The organism is Candidatus Arthromitus sp. SFB-mouse-NL (assembly GCF_000709435.1).
Classification (GTDB): domain Bacteria; phylum Bacillota; class Clostridia; order Clostridiales; family Clostridiaceae; genus Dwaynesavagella.
On record NZ_CP008713.1, the window covers coordinates 1387273 to 1408057 of the forward strand.

Annotated in this window: 20 protein-coding genes; 1 reads left to right on the forward strand and 19 read right to left on the reverse strand. The window is 27.7% G+C overall.

Annotated elements, in window-relative coordinates:
- Window positions 1-17: 17 nt before the first annotated feature.
- The 12 genes from SFBMNL_RS06615 to SFBMNL_RS06670 form a co-directional block, all read right to left on the reverse strand.
- Window positions 18-1124, reverse strand: coding sequence for a Ger(x)C family spore germination protein (locus tag SFBMNL_RS06615; protein WP_042294953.1), 1107 nt, complete (start codon window positions 1122-1124; stop codon window positions 18-20).
- On the reverse strand, window positions 1121-2239 hold the full coding sequence (locus SFBMNL_RS06620) for a GerAB/ArcD/ProY family transporter (protein ID WP_042294955.1): 1119 nt from the start codon (window positions 2237-2239) through the stop codon (window positions 1121-1123). The genes SFBMNL_RS06615 and SFBMNL_RS06620 overlap by 4 nt, the downstream gene beginning before the upstream one ends.
- 11 nt (window positions 2240-2250) lie before the next feature.
- Entirely contained in the window at window positions 2251-3711 is a 1461-nt protein-coding gene (locus tag SFBMNL_RS06625; RefSeq protein ID WP_005805335.1) for a spore germination protein, read from the reverse strand.
- A 9-nt stretch (window positions 3712-3720) separates the two neighbouring features.
- Window positions 3721-3909 (reverse strand): hypothetical protein, encoded by a 189-nt coding sequence (locus tag SFBMNL_RS06630; RefSeq protein ID WP_005805334.1) that lies wholly within the window; start codon window positions 3907-3909, stop codon window positions 3721-3723.
- Window positions 3910-4005: 96 nt separating this feature from the next.
- Window positions 4006-4866, reverse strand: a complete 861-nt coding sequence (gene ispE / locus SFBMNL_RS06635) for a 4-(cytidine 5'-diphospho)-2-C-methyl-D-erythritol kinase (RefSeq protein WP_005805333.1) — start codon at window positions 4864-4866, stop codon at window positions 4006-4008.
- Between the two features lie 99 nt (window positions 4867-4965).
- The gene (cphA, locus tag SFBMNL_RS06640; RefSeq protein WP_042294958.1) at window positions 4966-7566 is read right to left on the reverse strand and encodes a cyanophycin synthetase; all 2601 of its coding nucleotides are present in this window, start codon (window positions 7564-7566) and stop codon (window positions 4966-4968) included.
- Window positions 7566-8387, reverse strand: a complete 822-nt coding sequence (locus SFBMNL_RS06645) for a cyanophycinase (protein WP_005805330.1) — start codon at window positions 8385-8387, stop codon at window positions 7566-7568. Before SFBMNL_RS06645 ends, cphA begins: the two co-directional genes overlap by 1 nt.
- 169 nt (window positions 8388-8556) lie before the next feature.
- On the reverse strand, window positions 8557-10104 hold the full coding sequence (locus SFBMNL_RS06650) for a DUF3794 and LysM peptidoglycan-binding domain-containing protein (protein ID WP_042294960.1): 1548 nt from the start codon (window positions 10102-10104) through the stop codon (window positions 8557-8559).
- 151 nt (window positions 10105-10255) lie between these two features.
- Entirely contained in the window at window positions 10256-10492 is a 237-nt protein-coding gene (locus tag SFBMNL_RS06655; RefSeq protein ID WP_007439875.1) for a Veg family protein, read from the reverse strand.
- 98 nt (window positions 10493-10590) lie between these two features.
- Window positions 10591-11481, reverse strand: a complete 891-nt coding sequence (gene yabG, locus SFBMNL_RS06660) for a sporulation peptidase YabG (RefSeq protein WP_042294962.1) — start codon at window positions 11479-11481, stop codon at window positions 10591-10593.
- Between the two features lie 63 nt (window positions 11482-11544).
- Window positions 11545-12330 carry an enoyl-ACP reductase FabI gene (fabI, locus tag SFBMNL_RS06665; protein ID WP_042294964.1) on the reverse strand — a complete coding sequence of 262 codons (786 nt, stop codon included), beginning with the start codon at window positions 12328-12330 and terminating at the stop codon, window positions 11545-11547.
- Between the two features lie 117 nt (window positions 12331-12447).
- Complete coding sequence (locus SFBMNL_RS06670; RefSeq protein WP_005805323.1) at window positions 12448-13455, reverse strand: CotS family spore coat protein; 1008 nt, start codon at window positions 13453-13455, stop codon at window positions 12448-12450.
- 116 nt (window positions 13456-13571) lie between these two features.
- On the opposite strand from SFBMNL_RS06670, the gene SFBMNL_RS06675 reads away from it, so the two are divergent.
- Window positions 13572-14642, forward strand: coding sequence for a glycosyltransferase family 4 protein (locus SFBMNL_RS06675; RefSeq protein ID WP_042294967.1), 1071 nt, complete (start codon window positions 13572-13574; stop codon window positions 14640-14642).
- 55 nt (window positions 14643-14697) lie between these two features.
- Here the strand turns inward: SFBMNL_RS06675 and trxB are convergent, their stop codons facing one another.
- The 7 genes from trxB to SFBMNL_RS06710 form a co-directional block, all read right to left on the reverse strand.
- On the reverse strand, window positions 14698-15612 hold the full coding sequence (trxB, locus tag SFBMNL_RS06680) for a thioredoxin-disulfide reductase (protein ID WP_005805320.1): 915 nt from the start codon (window positions 15610-15612) through the stop codon (window positions 14698-14700).
- A 12-nt stretch (window positions 15613-15624) separates the two neighbouring features.
- Complete coding sequence (locus SFBMNL_RS06685; RefSeq protein ID WP_042294969.1) at window positions 15625-16461, reverse strand: DegV family protein; 837 nt, start codon at window positions 16459-16461, stop codon at window positions 15625-15627.
- 12 nt (window positions 16462-16473) lie between these two features.
- Window positions 16474-16944 carry a tRNA (cytidine(34)-2'-O)-methyltransferase gene (locus SFBMNL_RS06690; RefSeq protein WP_005805317.1) on the reverse strand — a complete coding sequence of 157 codons (471 nt, stop codon included), beginning with the start codon at window positions 16942-16944 and terminating at the stop codon, window positions 16474-16476.
- A 70-nt stretch (window positions 16945-17014) separates the two neighbouring features.
- Complete coding sequence (locus tag SFBMNL_RS06695) at window positions 17015-18418, reverse strand: VanW family protein (protein WP_005805315.1); 1404 nt, start codon at window positions 18416-18418, stop codon at window positions 17015-17017.
- Window positions 18419-18520: 102 nt separating this feature from the next.
- Window positions 18521-19423, reverse strand: a complete 903-nt coding sequence (locus SFBMNL_RS06700; protein ID WP_005805314.1) for a D-alanine--D-alanine ligase — start codon at window positions 19421-19423, stop codon at window positions 18521-18523.
- A gap of 11 nt (window positions 19424-19434) precedes the next feature.
- Complete coding sequence (nth, locus tag SFBMNL_RS06705; protein ID WP_005805312.1) at window positions 19435-20064, reverse strand: endonuclease III; 630 nt, start codon at window positions 20062-20064, stop codon at window positions 19435-19437.
- Window positions 20048-20782, reverse strand: coding sequence for a lysophospholipid acyltransferase family protein (locus SFBMNL_RS06710; protein ID WP_007440289.1), 735 nt, complete (start codon window positions 20780-20782; stop codon window positions 20048-20050). Before SFBMNL_RS06710 ends, nth begins: the two co-directional genes overlap by 17 nt.
- Between the last annotated feature and the right edge of the window lie 3 nt (window positions 20783-20785).

A 20785-nucleotide genomic window follows, 5' to 3' on the forward strand; every position in this document is an offset into this window, starting at 1 on the left:
ATCAAATTTTTTATTCATTAAAACGATATATTTTCTGTATTTGTTATATTATTTATTATGTTTAAATTTATACTAAAACCTTCTATCCAATTAGGATTTCTCCTGATCTCACTTCTCCAAATCTTTGGACTAAATTTATAAAAATAATTCTCTAAATTTAATATATCTATACCATTTTTATAAAATCTATCTAATAAATTCATACAATCTATTTTAATAATATTATCTAAATTATTATTTAAATCATCCATGATATTATATGAAAATATATGATTAGGATCCAAACAATTTTTTATAGTTGTATTCAAATTCAATTCCAAATTCATATTTTTATTACTTATAATATTTATTCTTCTCTTGGTACTCTCAGATTCATAATCTATATACCTGCTTTTAAAAGGAATACTATATATAATTTTATCATTATCTCCTCTTAATAAGTTAATTACCCTAGTATTTTTAAGATTAAGCTCATCTATATAACTTTCATTATCTAAAATATAACTTCCTTTTATACTCATTACATTCTTATCATTATTTAATCTTAAAACAGGTATTAATATATTCTTATTTTGAGAAAAATAATCCAACATATTACTTAATGTCACAGACTTAATTCCATTTTTCTTACTATTATATTCAATTAATTCCTCAATAAATATTTGAGAGTCTTCACCTGACTTAGATTTAAAATTTATAAAATCTTTTGAATCTCCATCTCCTATACACATGAAAATCCTCCTACTAATTTGAGGATTATGAGATAAATAGTCCAATACTTCACAAAAACTATTATTATTTTTAGCTAATTTAGAAGATATAACAACTATCTTAACATGATCAAGATCAATATTTTTTTTAGTTTTACTTACAATATCATACATAGCTTCATAAAACGTTTTACCAAACCCATCGATGCTACCTGCCCCTTTAATTTTTGAAGATTCAGGAGAAAATTCTGATATATCAGGATAAGATAAATACAAAGAATAATCACCATCATCATTTATATCAACACCTATTCCTGATACAAAAAGTCTTGTATCAATACTCTGAGAATATGTACATGATTTCATAATAACACATATAAAAATACCCCAAAATACAAACATTAATTTTTTCATTTTACACCCTCTCCTTTTACAATGCTCCTCTTTATATAAGTCGCTAAAAAAAGAACTACAGGTACAAAAAAAACTAGAATTAAAGATATATAAAATACCCACGTATTTATTATAAAATCAATATCCTCAACTCCTTTAGGAATCAAAGTTAAAATATATATAATAGGTATAAACATTGTCGATGAAACTTTATGCCTAAATAATCCTAAAGATTTACTATTTACATAACTAGCATAAAAATATAAATTTATAAAATTTACTATAAAAAATATAGTGGCTATAGTTATAACAATTCCCTCAACTCTCTCAATAAATCCTCCAGGAACATCTATCGTAGTAAATGCTATGATTATAGGCCAATTAGATTTCACAGTTTGATTTATATTAAGTATTCCAACACATGTAAGAAATAATAATGATAAAAATACAAATGATAAAATCGTCGACTTATAACTTACATTTACCTTCTCATTACCCTCACTCCTGTATCTTGGAAGAATATAATAAAGCATCATAGATCCAATAAAATAACTACTAAAAGTTAAAAACCCTTTTAAATATATATACCCACTTTCTATGTTCATAGGTAACATATTATCTAAATTTATATTTTTGCATACTATGGCAAACGTTACAAAACAACATATCAATAGAAACACGAACATTATTTCATTAATACCAGTTAGAACTTTATCCCCAAATCTAACCACATAATAACAAATTATAAGCGTCGCTCCTATCATAAACTCACTATTTATTTCTGGAAATATATATAATTTTATAGAATCAATAAAGATTCTAAGCTGCATTGATATCAAAAATATGATGCCTATACTAATTAAAAATAATAATATTCTCCCTATAAACTTCCCAAATAAATTTTCCACAATAATATTCAGTTCATTGTTATTATTTATCTTAACAGTATTATAAATTATATAAATAACAGCTAAATAAATAATTCCATATATAATGGTCGGAAAAAAAGCGTTGTTACCCAAAATTTTGCCTATATTCTTGGTATAAGTAAAAACTCCAAATCCAACTAAACTTAAAAAAAGTGTTGAAAAAACCCCAAAACTTCGTATAACCTTACGATCTGCATTATTTCTCATATATAACTCCTTTATTTCTGTCTCTTTTTATCCTGAGTATCCATATACTTAGGCCTATCCTTAAATAAATAAAGAGGATATTTTACAAATATATCTTTAAAATCCTTTTTTCTCATATTAACAATTGGTGATAAATAAGGAATCCCAAAACTATCCATTTTCAATAAATATGTAAGAAAAACAAACGTTCCTAAAATTATTCCATAAAATCCAAAAATACCAGATATTATTATATACATTATCCTAAATAATCTAATAGACAGCATAACCTCGTAGTTAGGCGACATAAACCCACTTATTATTGTTAGAGCAACAATAACTATCATAACAGGACTAACAAGACCCGCACTTACAGCTGCCTGACCTATTACAATTCCACCAACAATACCAATCGTTGATCCTATAGCTTTTGGTAATCTAACAATTGCTTCAAGCAAAAATGCTAAAAAAACTTCCATTATAACAGCCTCAAAAATCGGAGGAAATGCAATCCCTTGACGAGAACTTGCTATAGAATAGGCAAGTTTTGCTGGAATAATAGACGTATGAAAACTAGTCACCGAAACATATAATGATGGAAGTACTAAAGATATAATAAGAGCAAAAAATCTTATTAATCTAGAAAATGTACTATAAATCCATCTAAGATTATAATCATCTGGAGTTTGAAATAAATTAGAAAAAGTTGCTGGCGTTATAAGAACAAAAGGGGAATTATCAACTATAATACAAACCTTACCTTCATAAATTGCAGATGATACAACTTCTGGTCTCTCAGTTGCTTGAACCTGTGGAAATATAGACCATTTATCATTCTCAATCAATTGTTCAATATATCCACTATCTAATATTGCATCTATATCTATACTTTCTAACTTCTTTTTAACTCTTGTTAAAACATCTTCATTAACAATATCATCTATATAAACAATAGCAGTATCAGTTTTAGATCTAACCCCAACTTTAATAGATTCTATCCTAAGCCTTGTATCTCTAACTCTTCTCCTAATAAGAGCTGTATTAGACCTTATAGTTTCTGTAAAACCATCTCTAGATCCTCGTATTACAGACTCACCCGAAGGTTCCCCTACACCACGATTTGGCCATGACCTTGTTGCAATAATATAACATTCACTTTTCCCTTCGATAAAAAGAAGGGTTTCTCCAGATAATAAGTCGATAATTGAATCTCTTAAATTAGAAGATTTTTTCATATCAGAAGTAGTTAGTATATCGAATAATTGTTTTTCACTTAGATTAACTAAACTATTATTATCTAAAAGAGTTTCCATTACAAAATTATTTGTTAAGTTTTTATCCGATATACCATCTATACAAACAAGTAAACACTTCTTACCCGACACATTAAATTCTCTAAATACAACATCTGAATTATCCTTAAGCAATTCCTTTAGATAACTATTAATTTCATTTACATTCGGTGAAATTATTTCTTTAATTTTCTCTTCCATATATACCTCCTATTTCAAAATATTGATAATAAAAATACCTAAAGTTCCAAAAGAATAAATCCAAATTAATGCTTTACATACATTTTTATCATTCTTTAATTGATTTACCTCCCTTAATTCAATAAAAGCTAATATTCCAATTACAATTATCATTAACCAATAAAAATTTTTATTCATAACATTAAGTAAATTCATCATATTAATTCCTTCCAAACTAATTAATAATTTTATTATTTACTATTTTTTTGTAATTATGCACAAAAATAAGGCATGTAAATTAAACATCTACACACCCTACTCATTAATAGTTTTTGTTAAAAATACTTCATTAAATTCTTTTTTAAATATATCATACGAGCGTTGAGCTAAATATAAATTATCAAAAACTCCATATACTGCTGACCCGCTACCACTCATAGAAGCATTAATGGCACCACTATTTATTAATCTATATTTCATATCTCGTATAACATCCATATTCTCTACATCCGAATATTCCAATATATTTGAAATATTATTACAAACATCGTAGAACTTATCATTATTCAAATAATTAATGATCATATCCTTGTTTATATTATATTTTATATTATATAAATTAAATTTATTATAAACATCTTTAGTAGAAAAACCAAAATCAGGTTTTATAATTAAAATTATTTTATCTTCAAAAGATTTTAATTTCGTTACTTTCTCTCCTATACCCTCACATAAAACACTTCCTCCTAAAATACAATAAGGAAAATCAGCACCTAATACAATACTATCCCTACATAAAACATCTATAGGAATATCTAATTTATATATATAGTTTAAGGCTTTTATTATTTCAGCTCCATTACTTGTCCCACCACCAAGGCCTGAACATACGGGTATATTTTTATGTATTTTTATATATATTTTCCCCTTCAAACCATACTTTTCTATAAACCACATACAAGCTTTATAGCACAAATTCCTATGATCTATAGGTATTTGATGATTATCACATTCGATTTCTATGTATACTCCTTCAAACTCTTTATCTACTTTTAAATATATATCATCAAACAAATCAATTCTCTGAATCAATGTTTCAATATCATGATATCCATCTTTTCTTTTCCCCAAAATATTTAAAAAAATATTAATCTTGCCATAACTCCTTAGTTTCATATAACTCTCCCATTTCTCGTATAACTTATTAAATTATATAAAAAAGAGTATTTAAAATCAAAAAATAATCAGGGATACAAAAGAAACCCTGATTATTTTTTAAGCTAATCCCTTTTTAGGAGTTATATTCTGTTTATCTAAAATCACCTTATACAACTTATCATAATCCTCATAAAAAGCTACTATTAAATCACCCTGCTTAGCATTATCAATAGCCTCACTCAAAGCTTCTCCCTCATCGAGTATTATTTTAAAATTACTGTTATTCCCAAAACCTTGTCTAATAATATTTGCAACCTCATTCTCTTGTCTTCCTCGTTTATCGCTATCTTCTTTTATATAACTAAAACTTAAATATTTAGAACAAAGTTTTCCAATTTCAAATCCAACACTATCATTCCTATCTCCTGGTATTCCTATAACACCAGTTACTTTACTATACCCCATATTCTTTATACTACTAAAAATAGCATTAAACCCTTGAATATTGTGAGCATAATCTAAAATTACTTTTACTCCTCTAACATCAAACTGATTAAATCTTCCTTTATTATGTTTATCATCACACTGAAAACTCTTAAGCCCTTTAGATATTATGCAATAATCTATTTCAAGTCCCACTAAAGATGCAGTTGCTGTAAGAACATTTTCTATATTATGAGTAAGAGCCCCATTAAAGGTAATAGGTATATCTCTTAAATCAGCAATATGAAATATCCTTCTATTTTTCTCTACATAAATAGAATTATTAGATATATATATTCCATAGTTTCCCTTATCTAAATTTTCTCTTAAAAACTCATTATCTTTATCCTTAGAAAATACTATCAAATTACCTTTTGCTCTAGACGATATCTTCCTACACATATCATCATCACCGTTTATTATTGAATATCCATCAGGTTTAACTGCTTCTATAACTAAAGACTTTACATGTGCTAATTCCTCTAAAGTGTTAACACCATCGATACCCAAATGATCATCACTTATATTTGTAATTACTCCAACGTCAGCTAAATCATAAGCCAAACCATTTCTTATAATTCCTCCACGAGCAGTTTCTAACACAGCCACATCAACATCTTTGTTTAATAATATACTCCTCGCACTAAAAAAACCAGTCATATCTCCTTTAACTATACATTGATCATTTAAAAACACTCCACTAGTCGTAGTCATACCAACAGTATAACCAAGTCCTCTCAATGTATGAGCTACAATCCTAGTTGTAGTTGTCTTACCATTAGTTCCTGTTATCGCAATCAATGGTATACTCTTAGGAGAATTCTTAAATAACGCAGAAACAATAACATTAGCTACATCCCTTGGTGTTCCCTCACTTGGATAATGGTGCATTCTAATACCAGGAGCTGCATTAACCTCAACTATAACTCCATTATCATATAAAGGCTTTGAAACATCCATACAGCAAAGATCTATACCACAAATATTAAGTCCTATAGCCTTAGAGGCTCTAATACAAATATCAATATTTTCTTTACAAATTTTATCTGTACAATCTTCTGAAGTACCTCCAGTAGATAAATTTGAATTCTCCCTTAATACCAACTCCTTACCATCCTCTAAAACACTATCTAAACTATATCCACTTTTAGATATACAAAAAATCAGCTCATTATCTATCTTAATTTTAGTAAGTGGTTTCTCATGCCCATCCCCTCTAGATTCATCAGAATTCAAAATTTCTATTAATTCCTTAATAGTAGAGACTCCATCTCCTTTAACTATAGGCGGATTCCTCCTAGATACTGCAATAACATCTCCATCCACAACACAAACTCTATAATCATATCCTTCAACATATTGTTCAACCATAATATCCTTATATTTTGACTTAATTTTATTATAAGCTTCTATTAACTGTTTTTCATTTTTAATGTTTAAATATACTCCTTTACCCTGATATCCATATCTTGGCTTAAGAACAACTGGATATCCTATAGCCTCAGCTTCTATCAATAATTCTAATTGGCTATTGATCTTATCTCCTTTTGCCACAGGTAAAAACTGCATCTCTAAAAGTTTTTTAGTTAAAACTTTATCACTTGCAATATCCACACTAATAGAACTTGTATTTGAATCTATTGTCGCTTGAATCATCTTACTATATCTTCCATATCCAAACTGAAACATTGAATCATCATCAAATCTTATAATAGGTATGCCCTGTTTTTTTGCAGCTTCACAAAGAGCCAAAGCACTTGGTCCTAAATTTTCATATTCTAATATATTTTTAATATCTCTTATCCTTGATTGTAAATCTATATATTTCTTCGATATCAAAGAATTTATCAAATCTATGGCGAGCCTGGCTATAGCTAATGCCGTTTTCTTGTAAATGTATTCAAAAACAACATAATAAAGATCTCCTTTTATCTCCCTAGCCTTACCATAAGCTATTTCTAATCCAACTCTACTATGTAACGCAATAATAGTATGCTCACATACGTGAGCCAAATAAGTTCCTTCTCTCAATCTCTTTACAAACCCATGGTCCTCATCTATTCCACATCTATGCTCCCAAATTTCCGGCAATAACTCTATCAATTTATCATTGAATCCATCTATGCACTTACTAGGTGTTTCGCAATATCCTTGTAAATCTACATCCATTCTGACCACTTTTCTATGAGAATAAATATTTTTACCCTCATAAGCTCTGTAATTTAAAATTTTCATTATTTTACTCTTTCCTCCTCAAGTGGTTGCTTTCTATTTAAATCAAAACAATTTCCACTTTTTAAAACATGCATTTTAACATTGAATAAACTCAAAGGAACTTCATTTTCTTGCTCTAACAAACTACTATAAGTTAAATATCTACCATCTATTATATAAACAGCTCCAGAACCTATAACACTAAAATAACCTTCTTTCTTATTCACTACTATTGCCGTATCTTCATCTATACCAATACCTAGAACACTTGGATTTTCTGCAATAGCACCTAGTAGTCTTCCTATTCTTCCTCTTTGGGCAAAATGTTGATCTATCATAACTCCTTGCATAAATCCAAATCCTGGACATTTAGATAAATTATTCTTTCTTGGCGACTCTTCATCAGGTCCTCTAACAATCATAGTCTCACTCATAACCGATGCCCCCGCGGAAGTACCTGCAAATATACCTCCATTATCATGAAATTTCCTCATTTCTTCATATAGAGGTGTACCCCCTACCAAACTAGTTATTTTGAGCTGATTACCACCCGTAAAAAATATTAATGAGGCTTTTTTTACCATATCTAATAAATCTCGATTATCACATTGATCTCGAGAGGAAATATCTAAAATTTCAATATTTTTAACTCCAAGTTCATGAAATAAATTTTTATAATCATATCCAACTTCTCTACCTAAATCAGAAGCTAATGTAGAAACTATCATAGTATCTTTTTCTTTATCAATCATATTCGCAACTCTTCTTAATATTTCTCTGCTTCCACTCTTGTCTTCCGCTCCACCAATAATTATAAGTTCACCCTTAATACCATAACTCATTAACTTCTCACCTCATACACTTTAATATTTTTAACCACTATAAAAAATAATATTCATAATTTTCTAATAATCCTTATATACCATTCTTTAAACAAGCCATATTTATTATGTACATTTTTTTTATAAAAATTCATTGCAAAAAAAGAGCGTAGCATCGCTACGCTCCTACTTAAAATATAGCTTTAGATGGTATTAATAATTTATACCCAGCTATTTCATCTTCTTGATCCAAATTATTAATCCTACATATATCTTCTATTGAAACACAATATTTCTTAGCTATACCCCAAAGAGTATCTTCTTCTCCTACAATATATATTATAACACTACAATCTTTAACAGGAATTTCTTCCTGAGTTTTATACATATCAACCAATATATCTTTTTTAATTTCAGAATTAATATAAACTCTTATATTTACAACCGCTTTTATACCTATAGTCTTAGCTTCAATAAACGCTTCAATATTTTCTAAATTCTCATTAAATACTGAATCCATATCTATTTTAATATTTTCATTCTCAAAATTAGTGTTAAATGGAAATGCTTGTTTTACATTTAAGAATTGTCCATCACTATTTTTATATATAATTTCAGCATTAATAACACCTTCTATTACAAGCTTACCCTCTAAGATTTTTTTATTTAATATGCTACACCTACCGGTAGTATAAATTATAGAAACCGGTACATCTTCTACGTTTATATTATCCTTAATTATTGTATCTATATTGCCATATGCCTCTACATTATTAATTTTATAAGTATTTTTAACTAAATTAACTAAAGAATTTTTACTATAAGCATCATCTATTATAGACAATATGTTCTTACTTAAAACTTTAAGATTACATCTTATGTTAATATAACTATTTATAACTCTACTTTCTCCAGACTCATCTTCATCTATCATATATTCAAATCCAATTATATCCCAATTATGTACTGGGATCATACTAGAATCTATATCATCCACATCACAATCTTTAGTTAAATATATATCCTGCTCTAAATAATTTAAATTATCAGAATTAACTTCTTTATACAATACCTTCACTTTACAATAAGCATTATATGTTATCTTATTATCCAATAATTTACACTCTGTTTTATATATATATGAATCGCATATTAATACTTTTCCAATAGCACCTTTATCTAAAGGTACATTTATTGATGTTTCATTCATTAATTCCTCAGTAAATGTACCTTTTAGTTCACATATCTCCAAATCTTTCATTAAAAGCTGTATATCATCTTGATCCTCAAGATCATTCATAATATCTATATCCAATATTTCATTTGAATTCGAACTAAATTTCAAATGTGCCTCTATACTAATTTTCCTCTCATTTAACAACAATGATTTTTTATCCAAAATATCTACTTTAATATTATATAAATTTTCTTTTCTCATCCCAAAACTTTCAATATATAGGTTAAATTTATCAGAATAAGAAACATTGTATGTATTATTTTTCCCATCATCTACTGCAACATAAACAATGCTGTATATTAACTCTCCCTCTACAAATATCTTATCCATAAATGCTTCAGTATTAATAATCTTAGGTTTTACATCTATCATTAATATTTTATCTACATCTGGATGAGTATCTGGAATTAAATATTCACCTTTAACTACAAAATCATTATGTCCCTCTATATTTTTACATTCATAACTAATTTTTTGTTTTACTAAATTTATCTCTTCCACTTTATTACCTCCACGACTTAATTAATATATAATTATTAATGTAAAAATAAAAATATTACATATTTAATAATAAAAAATTTAGGTTTATCTAATCAATGATAAACCTAAATTTTTAAACTATCATATGTTTAACCTATATATTCTACAAGTACTAACTAGCATAAACTATCTGAACAGTATTAGTTAATACATCAGAATAACTATATGTTACTATTCGTTGGGTGTCATTCTTTAATCTTATTAAAAAAATACTATGATATGTTTTTTCTATAGTACCCTCATTTATAAAGACCTTTCTTCTTCCTCCGCTAGCTTTTAATGTTACTTTATGACCAACGTGATCCTCTATGTCCTTTTTTATGGATGCTAGTGTCTTAAAACCATCCAAAATCAACACCCTCTTTCCAAATACAATTATATCATAAATACATACTATTTGTCAAAATTTACCAAGCAAATAGTATGTAAATACTAAAATGATCTATTTCACATATAGAAAGATTTAGGAAACCCCTCCCTATATTTTCCTCTTGTCTGTATTCCTCCAATACCATTAAATCCAGTTATAGTCTCACTAATAACATCACTTATCTTGATTGTTTTATCAATAGATGTATTAAAAATTTTTGAACACACAAGAACCGGATCCAAGCAATGCACTAAAACTCTACCAGGAGAAGTCGCAAAATTAGCACCGGCTCCAATTAAAGCTTCATAACAACTCTGACAAGCACCTGCAAATATAACTAAATCATCCAAATTTTTTTCATAAGAACGTAATTTACAAACGCTTTCCATAAAATATTTAGAATTTTTATAACAGTTCAAATCCATATAATCAACTATATTCTTACTCATACTATCATGCCCTGTTAAAACCACAATATCTGGTTTATAAAAACTTACTAAATCTAATATAACATCAGGTTGTTTACTTTCATCCACACATTCACCATATACATTGACAAAAAGTTCCTCATAAACTTCTATACATTTATTTAAATATTCAAGATCTCCATCTACGTGTAATATCTTACCACTTTTCCCAAATGTAAGACCTTTTTTTTTATTTGCCTTAAAACTTCTATTTTCATCATTTTTTATATCATTACGATAATTTTTATCACTAAATCTGCAATCTAAATTTTTATTATTACTAAATGCCTGTTTAAGTTTACCTTTGACTAATTGGGATAAATTGTCATCATATTTGTTATCTACAATCTCTAAGTCATCCTTTAAAGCATCGGCTATAATCCTTATACTTTTTCCCTTTAGTATAAAAATAACTTCTCCATTAATATCTTTAATATCTGCTATCTTAAATTTTATATCCTTATCATAAGATTTTCTAACTACTATATCTCCTATTTTCATAAATCTTCCATAACAATAAATGTTTACTTCAATTTATTCACTAGGTATAAATTTTGATACAATTTATATAGTATTTCTTCCACCTAAAATATTAAATCCTGAATCTACATGTATTATTTCCCCAGTTATACCCCTTGATAAATCACTCATCAAAAATAGTGCTGTATCACCAACCTCTGATGGATCAGTTAAACGTCGAAGTGGAGACTGTTTCTCTATTTCATCTAATATTAAATTAAAATCAGACACTCCCTTAGCCGATAACGTTTTTATAGGCCCTGCCGAAATAGCATTGACTCTTATATTTTTACGTCCTAAATCATTAGCTAAATACTTAACACTCATATCAAGCGAAGCCTTAGCTACACCCATAACATTGTAATTCGGAACAACTTTTTCACTTCCATAATATGTAAGAGTAACTATACTACCTCCCTCATTCATATACTGCTCAGCCTCTTTTATAACACCTGTCAATGAATAAGAACTTACATTTTGAGCCAATAAAAACCCATCTCTAGTTGTATTTAAATACTCCCCTTTTAATTCATTCTTATTTGCAAATGCTATAGAGTGAACTATACCGTGTATTACTCCAACCTTTTCCGATATAACTTTAAAACAATTACGTATACTTTCATCATCTGTCACATCACATTCAACTATTAAATAGTTATCATTAAGTGATTTAGATAATTTTTCTATATTATCTCTAAATCTATCATTAACATATGTAAATATTATATTAGAATTTGCATTATTAAGAGATTTAGCTATATGCCAAGCTATACTAAAATTATTCGCAACTCCCATAATGACTATATTTTTATTATTTAAATTTAACTCCATAATAATCCTCCCTAAAAATAAAGTTAATAACCCCCTATTTTACTTACTAAAATAGTACACTTAATAATAATTAAAAGTCAACAAAAAAAAATTAAAACGTGTAAAACTCTACACGTTTTAATTTACTTTTATTAAAAACTCCCTCTCAAAATTATCTATAAAATTCATATAACTTTCGCGTTCATTTACTAACTTTTCTAACTGACTTAAAAATACATTTTGCCTTATTAATACATCATTATAAAAATATCTGTTGCAAACCCTCCAAAACCTTTGAGGAAATAACAAAAAACCATATATTAAAAATATATCTTCATATCTTAATTCTAAATTACTATTATAACTCTCAATTATACTCTTGCAGATATTTATATCCCAATTATTCTTTTTTAAAACTCTTATTATATAATTCGCTATATCATAGCTTCTTACTTCTCTTTTACAATAATCAAAATCTAAAATATTTATATTATCATGTTTGTCTATCACTATATTATGATGTGTATAATCATGATGACAAAAACTCTTCTCATTCTCAATTTCTCTGCAAATATCATAATAATTAGATTTTTCAAAAATATTATACGCCTTTTTAGCTATATCTTTATAAAACTCATAATTTTTAATATATATCATATCTACATCGTTCTTTAAACCCTTTTTTCTAACTAAATCTCTCATCTTATCAAATGATCTTATCCTCTTATCCATAATACTTGGCCATCTATCCAAATCACTTTTAAGTTTTGAATGCTCAGGTGGATCATATCCTTTAGATGATATATGAAGATTCGCAAGAACTTTTGCTGAATTATTAACATCATCAATATTTAAAAAATCACATTCTCGCCCATCTATCCAATTCGATAATGTATAGATATCTTCATTTACTATAGCATATGGATTTCCCTCTATGTTCAAATAAAATCTATCTATATTTTCAAATCCATTCTTTATTAAATGTTCCTTTGCTCCATATATAAAAACTAATTTTTGTATTCCATAAGATACCTTTTTTAAACACATTTCTCCCTTATTGGTCTTCAAAAAATAGATTCCTCTATTAGGTTTAATTTTCTCTATTTTTAAATCAAATTGTCTCTCTATTTCAAATTCTCTCATCATAATACTCTCTTCACCTCCTTTATATCATTATGACCAAGCATTAATAATTATTATTTGATTAACAATTTAAATTAAATTTAATATTATAAAACTATAATTTTTCAGAAGGTACTTATATGAAAATATCAATAGATGGACGCTCTGCACTATTTTATAATGGTAGTGGCATAGGTAATTACTCATCAGAAATAATAAATAAATTACTTAAAATAAATAAGGAAGATTCTATAAAAATCCTCCCAAAAAATACTAATATACCTAAATTCTCATCTTTTTGGGAAATCTCAAAAAATCCCATAGAATTAAATGATAAATGTGATGTTTTCTTCAATCCACACAATGGAATAGGACTCCCAAACAAAAATGCAAATAAAATAGTGACTACATTACACGATATCATTCCTTCAAAACTTCCCAACACTGTTAGTGAATCATATCTAAAAATCTATAATGAAAATATATACAAAATACTTAAAAAAAGTAGTTATATACTTACAGTATCAAATTTTTCAAAACTAGATATCATGGAAACATTTAATATAAATGAAAATAAAATATTTGTAACCCACCTATCTCCATCCAAAATTTATCGCCCTATAAACCAAAAACTTGCATTAAGTTTTTTAAAAAAAACCTTCAACATAAATTATAATTACATTTTATATATTGGAGGTTTTAGTCCAAGAAAAAATATCACGAGACTAATTGAAGCATTTTCAAAAGTACATGATCACAATAAAAAAATTAAATTAATCATAGTTGGAACAAAAGGTAAATCATATAATGATTATCTAAATCGTTGTATTAAATTAAATCTAATAAATAATGTAATTTTTACTGGTTTTGTTAAAACATTATATCTCCCTCTTTTATATAATTGTGCATCATGTTTCATTTATCCCTCATTATATGAAGGATTCGGTCTTCCCCCACTAGAATCTATGGCATGTGGAACACCAACTATAGCATCAAATTTAACATCTATCCCTGAAGTATTAGGTACCGCTCCTTTATATATAAATCCTTATGATGTAGATGATATATATGAAAAAATCAATTTGATATTAAATAACAATAAAATTAGGAGTTCCATCATAATAAATGGTCTGAATCATGTCAAAAATTTTTCATGGGAAAAAACATCTCTAGAAACCCTTAAAATAATTTATAAAGCAAAAGAGTGCTAATTTAATTAGCACTCTTTTTAATAATCTTTTAAAATTAGTCAAAATATTAAATTTTTTATTCTGCACCCTCTATATACTTTTCAGCCATGATTGAAGCTATCGCTCCGTCAGATGCAGCTGTAACAATTTGTCTTAAAGGTTTTTGCCTTAGGTCTCCAGCAACAAATACTCCAGGTATATTTGTTTTCATGTCTTCTCCAGCTATAACATATCCTGCATCATCCAAATTAACCTTATCTTTTATAAGATTATTTATAGGATCCAATCCAACAAACACAAAACATCCTGCTACATCTAATTCACTTTGTTCATTTGTAATTTTATTTCTTACAACTAATTTCTCTAAAACTCCATTCCCTTGCGCTTCTTCAACAACACTATTCACTATAAATTCAATCTTCTCATGCTCTTGAGCTCTATTAAGCAATGATTTAGCCGCTCTAAATTCATCCCTTCTGTGAATAATTTTTATTGATTTTGCAAATCTTGTAAGAAATAATGCTTCTGTTATAGCAGAATCTCCTCCTCCTATAACAGCTATATCCATTCCTTCAAAAAACGCCCCATCACAAGTTGCACAATAGGATACTCCCATACTCCTAAATTTAACTTCGTTCTCAAATCCAGCAAGTCTTGGTTTTGCACCCATAGCTAATATAATAGATTTAGCTCTAAATTCATTCTCATAAGTTTTAACAATTTTTATTTCAGAATCCAAAGTTAAATCATCAACATTTTCCTGTATTATTTCAACTCCAAAACTTATAGCTTGCTGTTTCATATACTCAGATAACTCAGGTCCTGTTACTTTAGCTATACCAGGATAATTCTCAACTTCATGAGTTGTAGAAACCTGACCACCAAAAGATTCCTTCTCAATTAAAAGAGTCCTAAGTTTCGCTCTACCAGCATAAAGAGCGGCTGATAATCCAGCAGGACCAGCACCAATAATTATAATATCATAAATCATCAATCATCACCTCTATATACATTTTATAGAAATACCTAAACTCTTACTTCCGCTATAGGCTCCAACTACACAGCCTGTATTTATACTATAATATTTATATTGATTTTTTTCAAGGTAATTTTTAAGAAGTCCTGTTAACTCATCCTCATCAGAATGCGCTATATAAATAATACTACTATCATCCAAATTTTCTAACTCTAAAAAATTAATTAAATAGTCTAATATTTTCCGTTTCCTAATTATTTTTCCTATAAAAGTAACTTCCCCATCTACAATTCCAATAATAACTTTCATACGGGTTAATTTAGAAATTTTACCTAATGTTTTATTAACCTTTCCTGAAATAATCAAATTACTCATATCATTTACTATAGCTATAGATTTTACATTAGATATCCCATATCCAATATTCTTACAAATTTCTTCAAATTCACATCCATTTTTAACCATCTCAGCTGCTTCCACAACAATCATTGCAAGACCACTACTTAAATTCAAACTATCGTAAATATATATATCCTGAGTTTCTAATATATCCTTTGCAATAAACGCCGACTGACAAGTAAAACTAAATTTACTTGATATATGAATAGAGATAATTTTATACCCCTTTGTTAAATATTTCTCATATACTTCTTTAAAAACGTCAAGATTAGGGGGAGATGTAGTAGGAAAATCTCCACATTCCAAAATAATCTTATTTAATTCTTTAAAATTTATATCAACTCCATCTACATAAGATTTAGAATCTATATTAACCGTTAATGGAACAACTTCAATATCTAGTTTTTCTATAATATCCTTAGATAAATCACATGTACTATCTGTAATAATTTTTATCTTATCCACGATATCCTCCACTTACTTCATATTAGGAAATCCAACTTGCCTTAAGGCTTCATACAATACTATATTAGCTGTGTTTGCTACATTTAAAGATCTAGTCGTGGTATTTATCATCGGAATCCTTATCTTATTTTCATCCTTTATTATATCCATTATTTCCTCAGGCAATCCTTGTGATTCCTTACCAAATAAAAAACAATCCCCCTCCTTGAATATTGACTCAGTATAAAATTTCTTACCCTTAGTTGTGCATATATAAATGTTATGTTCTCTATATTTTTCATAAAAATCATAGAAATTTTCATATAAATATAAATCTACTTCCTTCCAATAATCTAACCCTGCTCTCCTAACATTTTTATCATCTAAAGAAAAATTAAATGGCTTTATTAAATGCAACTTTGAATTCGTAAGTACACATGTTCTTCCTATATTTCCAGTATTTAAAGGTTTCTCAGGTTCAAATAATACTATATTAAAATTCATTTTCTACTTCCTTCCGTAAAAATAGAGGATTATATTTACAAATATAATCCTCTTTAAATCAATATTAAATCTATTTTGTTCCAACTCTAACAACTTTATCCTGCGGAGCATAGTAATCATTCCAGACATGTTTCTTCTCTATAACTTTACCAGTCTTCTTATCCTTAGAAACAAGATATACTTTAACTTTACTTCCATTAACTCCATTTTTTTGAACAACTTGAGTTCCTTTAGCTAATGTATTATCATTAACGTATTTAGTAGAATAAGGAATTGACTCCTGAGTTTCAGCAACAGTTGAATATGTCTTATCTACAGCTGTTACATCTCCATATATAGATACAGTAAGATTTCTTCCTTCTGTTGATATATCAATTAAGATTGGAAAACTATATGTATTTTTAAATACATAATCAAGGCTTCCCCAAGCAACAGCAGCATCAAATCCAAGAGGCATATAAGACGTAGGAAGAGAATGATTTCTCCTCTGAGTAGGTATTATACCTGCTCTAACAACAGCTTGATGAAGAGTGCTAGATGTTTGACAAATGCCTCCACCTAAACCAGATTCATAAACATTGCCAACTATTATAGCCGCATCCTTAAATCCTCTCTCTCTAGTTCTTTGTCCAACTATTCTATTAAAACTAAAACTTTCTCCTGGCATAAGTATAGTTCCATTTATAAAGCTCGCAGAAAGTTCAACATTAGTTGCCCTCTCAGAAGATGAACTTTTATATGATGTGGAATAAGATGAAAGTTTTCCATTTATTTTACCAAGAATATCAGATGTATATTTAGAGTTTAGACTTTTCGCACTTAAATTCATACCATTTTGAAAAGCCGATGATGGATCTGTATCACTTATCATACTTATAAGTGATTCCTTATCAATTTCAATACTACTATAACTTTCCTTAACGATAACAGGTTGTCCATCTACTATAGATATCTCTGCATTAATGGGATCTACATTAAACCTATTTGATAATTTGTTATACAAACTCTCCACTTGATAATCAGAAATATCAAATATTTCATTCAACTTAATATCTTTAATCTTTTGAGGATTCAAGATTTGATTTACTTTTTGAGTATAAGTTAATCCATCTGAAAAACTAAATGCTTCATCTATAGCTCTATCATAATCATAAGTTATACCTAATTCATTACTCTGTATATCTATTCCTTTTCCATTTAATCTAAATTCAACAATATCGTTAGTTATACTACCAGAAAATTTTTCTACCAAAAAATCTTTAAGAGCCGATCTACTTAATCCACTTACATCTACATTATTAATTGTTACACCACTATAAACCTTACCTTCCCAACTGTTAACAAGACTTGAAATCCTATAATTTACAAAACTAATAGGAAAAACAATACTTAAAATAATCAAAATAGTAAATATAACCGATGAGATACTTTTTTCTAATCGTAAATTTTTATATGTTTTTAGTATTTTATACATCCTTATACTCCTAGATCTTAAATTAATTTACAAATATGTTAGAATGATATCACAAATTAAATTATAATACTATAAAAAATACAAACCATTAAATGATTTGTATTAAATATATTTATTATTAGAATTTTCTATTATATTATCTAATAATGATTTGAAATCTAATCCTATAAGCCTAGCTATTTTAGGAAAAAGACTTCCTTCAGTCATTCCAGGTAATGTATTAATTTCAAGAAAATATGGAATTCCATCCCTCAATATGAAATCTACTCTCGAATAAACCCTACAATTCAAAACACTGTGACATTTTTTTGAAATTTCCTTAATCTTATTATCTAACTCAACAGGTAAATCTATAGGTTCCTCAATAGTTGTATTATCATACTTAGACTTATAATTAAAAAAATCATTATTCCTAGGAACTATTTTAAGTATTGGAAGCGACTCCCCATTTAATATTCCACAAGTTATTTCCTGTCCTCCTATAAATTCTTCAATTAATAGATGATCATCATATAAAAAGGACTCCTTTACATTTTCAAATAATTTATCTTTAGTTTTACAAATAACTACCCCAACACTAGATCCTCCAATATTTGGTTTAATAATAACTGGAAAATTTAAATCAATATTTAATAAATCATAATCCCTATCTACAATAATTCCCTTTGCCATAGGTATATCATAATCACTCAATACTTTCTTAACTAAATATTTATTCATACATAGTGAACTAGTTAAAAAGTCAGATCCATTATATCTAATCCCCATAGCATCTAAAATACTCTGAACTTGTCCATCTTCACCAAATTCTCCATGTAAAGCAATAAATACAAAATCAAATCCCTTACATTTAAACACATCCTCTTTATTATTTAACAATATCCCTTCAACATCATACTTTTCCTTATTTAATGCATAAATTATTTGTTTCCCTGTATTTATAGAAACTTCACGCTCAGATGATATCCCTCCATATAGAACACCTAATTTAAGTTTTTTACTCATCCATACTCTCCCTAATTATTTTGTTTATAATATTTACAATATTCACTTATTTTACATTCTCCACAATTTGGCTTCCTAGATGTACAGCATCTCCTTCCATGAAAAATAATAGTATGATGGCAAATTGTCCATAAATTTTCATCAATATTTTTCATAAGATCTAACTCGGTTTTCTCTGGAGTCGGTGAATTAGCTATACCTATTCTATTAGACACTCTAAATACATGTACATCAACTGCAAAAGCTTGTACACCAAAACAGTTAGATATAACAACATTTGCAGTTTTACGCCCTACACCAGGTAAAGTTATCAATTCATCTCTAGTTCTGGGAACTTCGCTATCGAATCTTTCCTCTAAAATCCTACATAAATTTATAATATTTTTACTCTTCATCCTATATAATCCAATAGATTTTATCTTGTCTTGAAGCTCCTTCTCGTCTAATTTTAAAAAGTCTTCCAATCTTGGATATTCTATAAATAAATTCTTTGTCACCTCATTTACTTTTTTATCTGTAGTTTGAGCGGATAAAACCGTAGCTATAAGTAATTGAAATGGACTCTTATATTCAAGTTCACACCTAGCATCAGGATAACTCTCAATCAATTTATCTACTATAATCTTAAACTTCTTCTTCATATACCCCTCTATACTCTCTAGGAAGCATAATTGCTATCTTATGCATCAATGTATTTATAAATCTCCCTTCAAACTCTTCCTTAGTTTCACTTTTAATTTTCTCTGGAATATCTACTTTGTCCCCAATACTAACATATACATCGGCATTATTGAAAGTCTCATTATTCATATTACCATCTTTATCTATTGGCATAAATTTTTCACTTCCATAAATAGCAATGGGGATAATTGGAACCTTACACAATTTCGCTATTAAATATATACCTTTTTTAGCTTTTATCATTTTCCCATCACGACTACGTGTACCCTCTGGAAAAATTAAAATATTATTTCCGCTTTTAACATGTTTTACTAAATTAGAAATTGCATTTTTATCAGGAGAAGAAGGAGTTATTTGTATATTTTTAACTATCTTACATCCTAAATTTGTCATCGGATCTTGCGTTAACTTAACTCCCATTATAAAGGTTACATCCTGATCTTTTAATACTTTATTTAATATAAGTCCATCTGCATTACTCAAATGATTGCAAATAAAAATAACAGGTTGTTTTATTTCTCTAAGTTTATCTTTACCTATAATTTTCAATTTTGCATATTTGTTTATGTATACATCCACACCAAAATTTACTATTTTCTTCATAATACTATCTGGTATTATTTTCTCTGAAAATAATATTATATTTATCAAAATTTTCATTAAAGATATCTTCTTCATTAC

Excerpts from the sequence above, each read along its gene's own strand:
- SFBMNL_RS06615 (WP_042294953.1), bottom strand. The coding sequence starts at position 1,124 with ATGAAAAAATTAATGTTTGTATTTTGGGGTATTTTTATATGTGTTATT.
- SFBMNL_RS06620 (WP_042294955.1), bottom strand. The coding sequence starts at position 2,239 with ATGAGAAATAATGCAGATCGTAAGGTTATACGAAGTTTTGGGGTTTTT.
- SFBMNL_RS06625 (WP_005805335.1), bottom strand. The coding sequence starts at position 3,711 with ATGGAAGAGAAAATTAAAGAAATAATTTCACCGAATGTAAATGAAATT.
- SFBMNL_RS06630 (WP_005805334.1), bottom strand. The coding sequence starts at position 3,909 with ATGATGAATTTACTTAATGTTATGAATAAAAATTTTTATTGGTTAATG.
- ispE (WP_005805333.1), bottom strand. The coding sequence starts at position 4,866 with ATGAAACTAAGGAGTTATGGCAAGATTAATATTTTTTTAAATATTTTG.
- cphA (WP_042294958.1), bottom strand. The coding sequence starts at position 7,566 with ATGAAAATTTTAAATTACAGAGCTTATGAGGGTAAAAATATTTATTCT.
- SFBMNL_RS06645 (WP_005805330.1), bottom strand. The coding sequence starts at position 8,387 with ATGAGTTATGGTATTAAGGGTGAACTTATAATTATTGGTGGAGCGGAA.
- yabG (WP_042294962.1), bottom strand. The coding sequence starts at position 11,481 with ATGAAAATAGGAGATATAGTAGTTAGAAAATCTTATGATAAGGATATA.
- fabI (WP_042294964.1), bottom strand. The coding sequence starts at position 12,330 with ATGGAGTTAAATTTAAATAATAAAAATATAGTCATTATGGGAGTTGCG.
- SFBMNL_RS06670 (WP_005805323.1), bottom strand. The coding sequence starts at position 13,455 with ATGATGAGAGAATTTGAAATAGAGAGACAATTTGATTTAAAAATAGAG.
- SFBMNL_RS06675 (WP_042294967.1), top strand. The coding sequence starts at position 13,572 with ATGAAAATATCAATAGATGGACGCTCTGCACTATTTTATAATGGTAGT.
- trxB (WP_005805320.1), bottom strand. The coding sequence starts at position 15,612 with ATGATTTATGATATTATAATTATTGGTGCTGGTCCTGCTGGATTATCA.
- SFBMNL_RS06690 (WP_005805317.1), bottom strand. The coding sequence starts at position 16,944 with ATGAATTTTAATATAGTATTATTTGAACCTGAGAAACCTTTAAATACT.
- SFBMNL_RS06695 (WP_005805315.1), bottom strand. The coding sequence starts at position 18,418 with ATGTATAAAATACTAAAAACATATAAAAATTTACGATTAGAAAAAAGT.
- SFBMNL_RS06700 (WP_005805314.1), bottom strand. The coding sequence starts at position 19,423 with ATGAGTAAAAAACTTAAATTAGGTGTTCTATATGGAGGGATATCATCT.
- nth (WP_005805312.1), bottom strand. The coding sequence starts at position 20,064 with ATGAAGAAGAAGTTTAAGATTATAGTAGATAAATTGATTGAGAGTTAT.
- SFBMNL_RS06710 (WP_007440289.1), bottom strand. The coding sequence starts at position 20,782 with ATGAAGAAGATATCTTTAATGAAAATTTTGATAAATATAATATTATTT.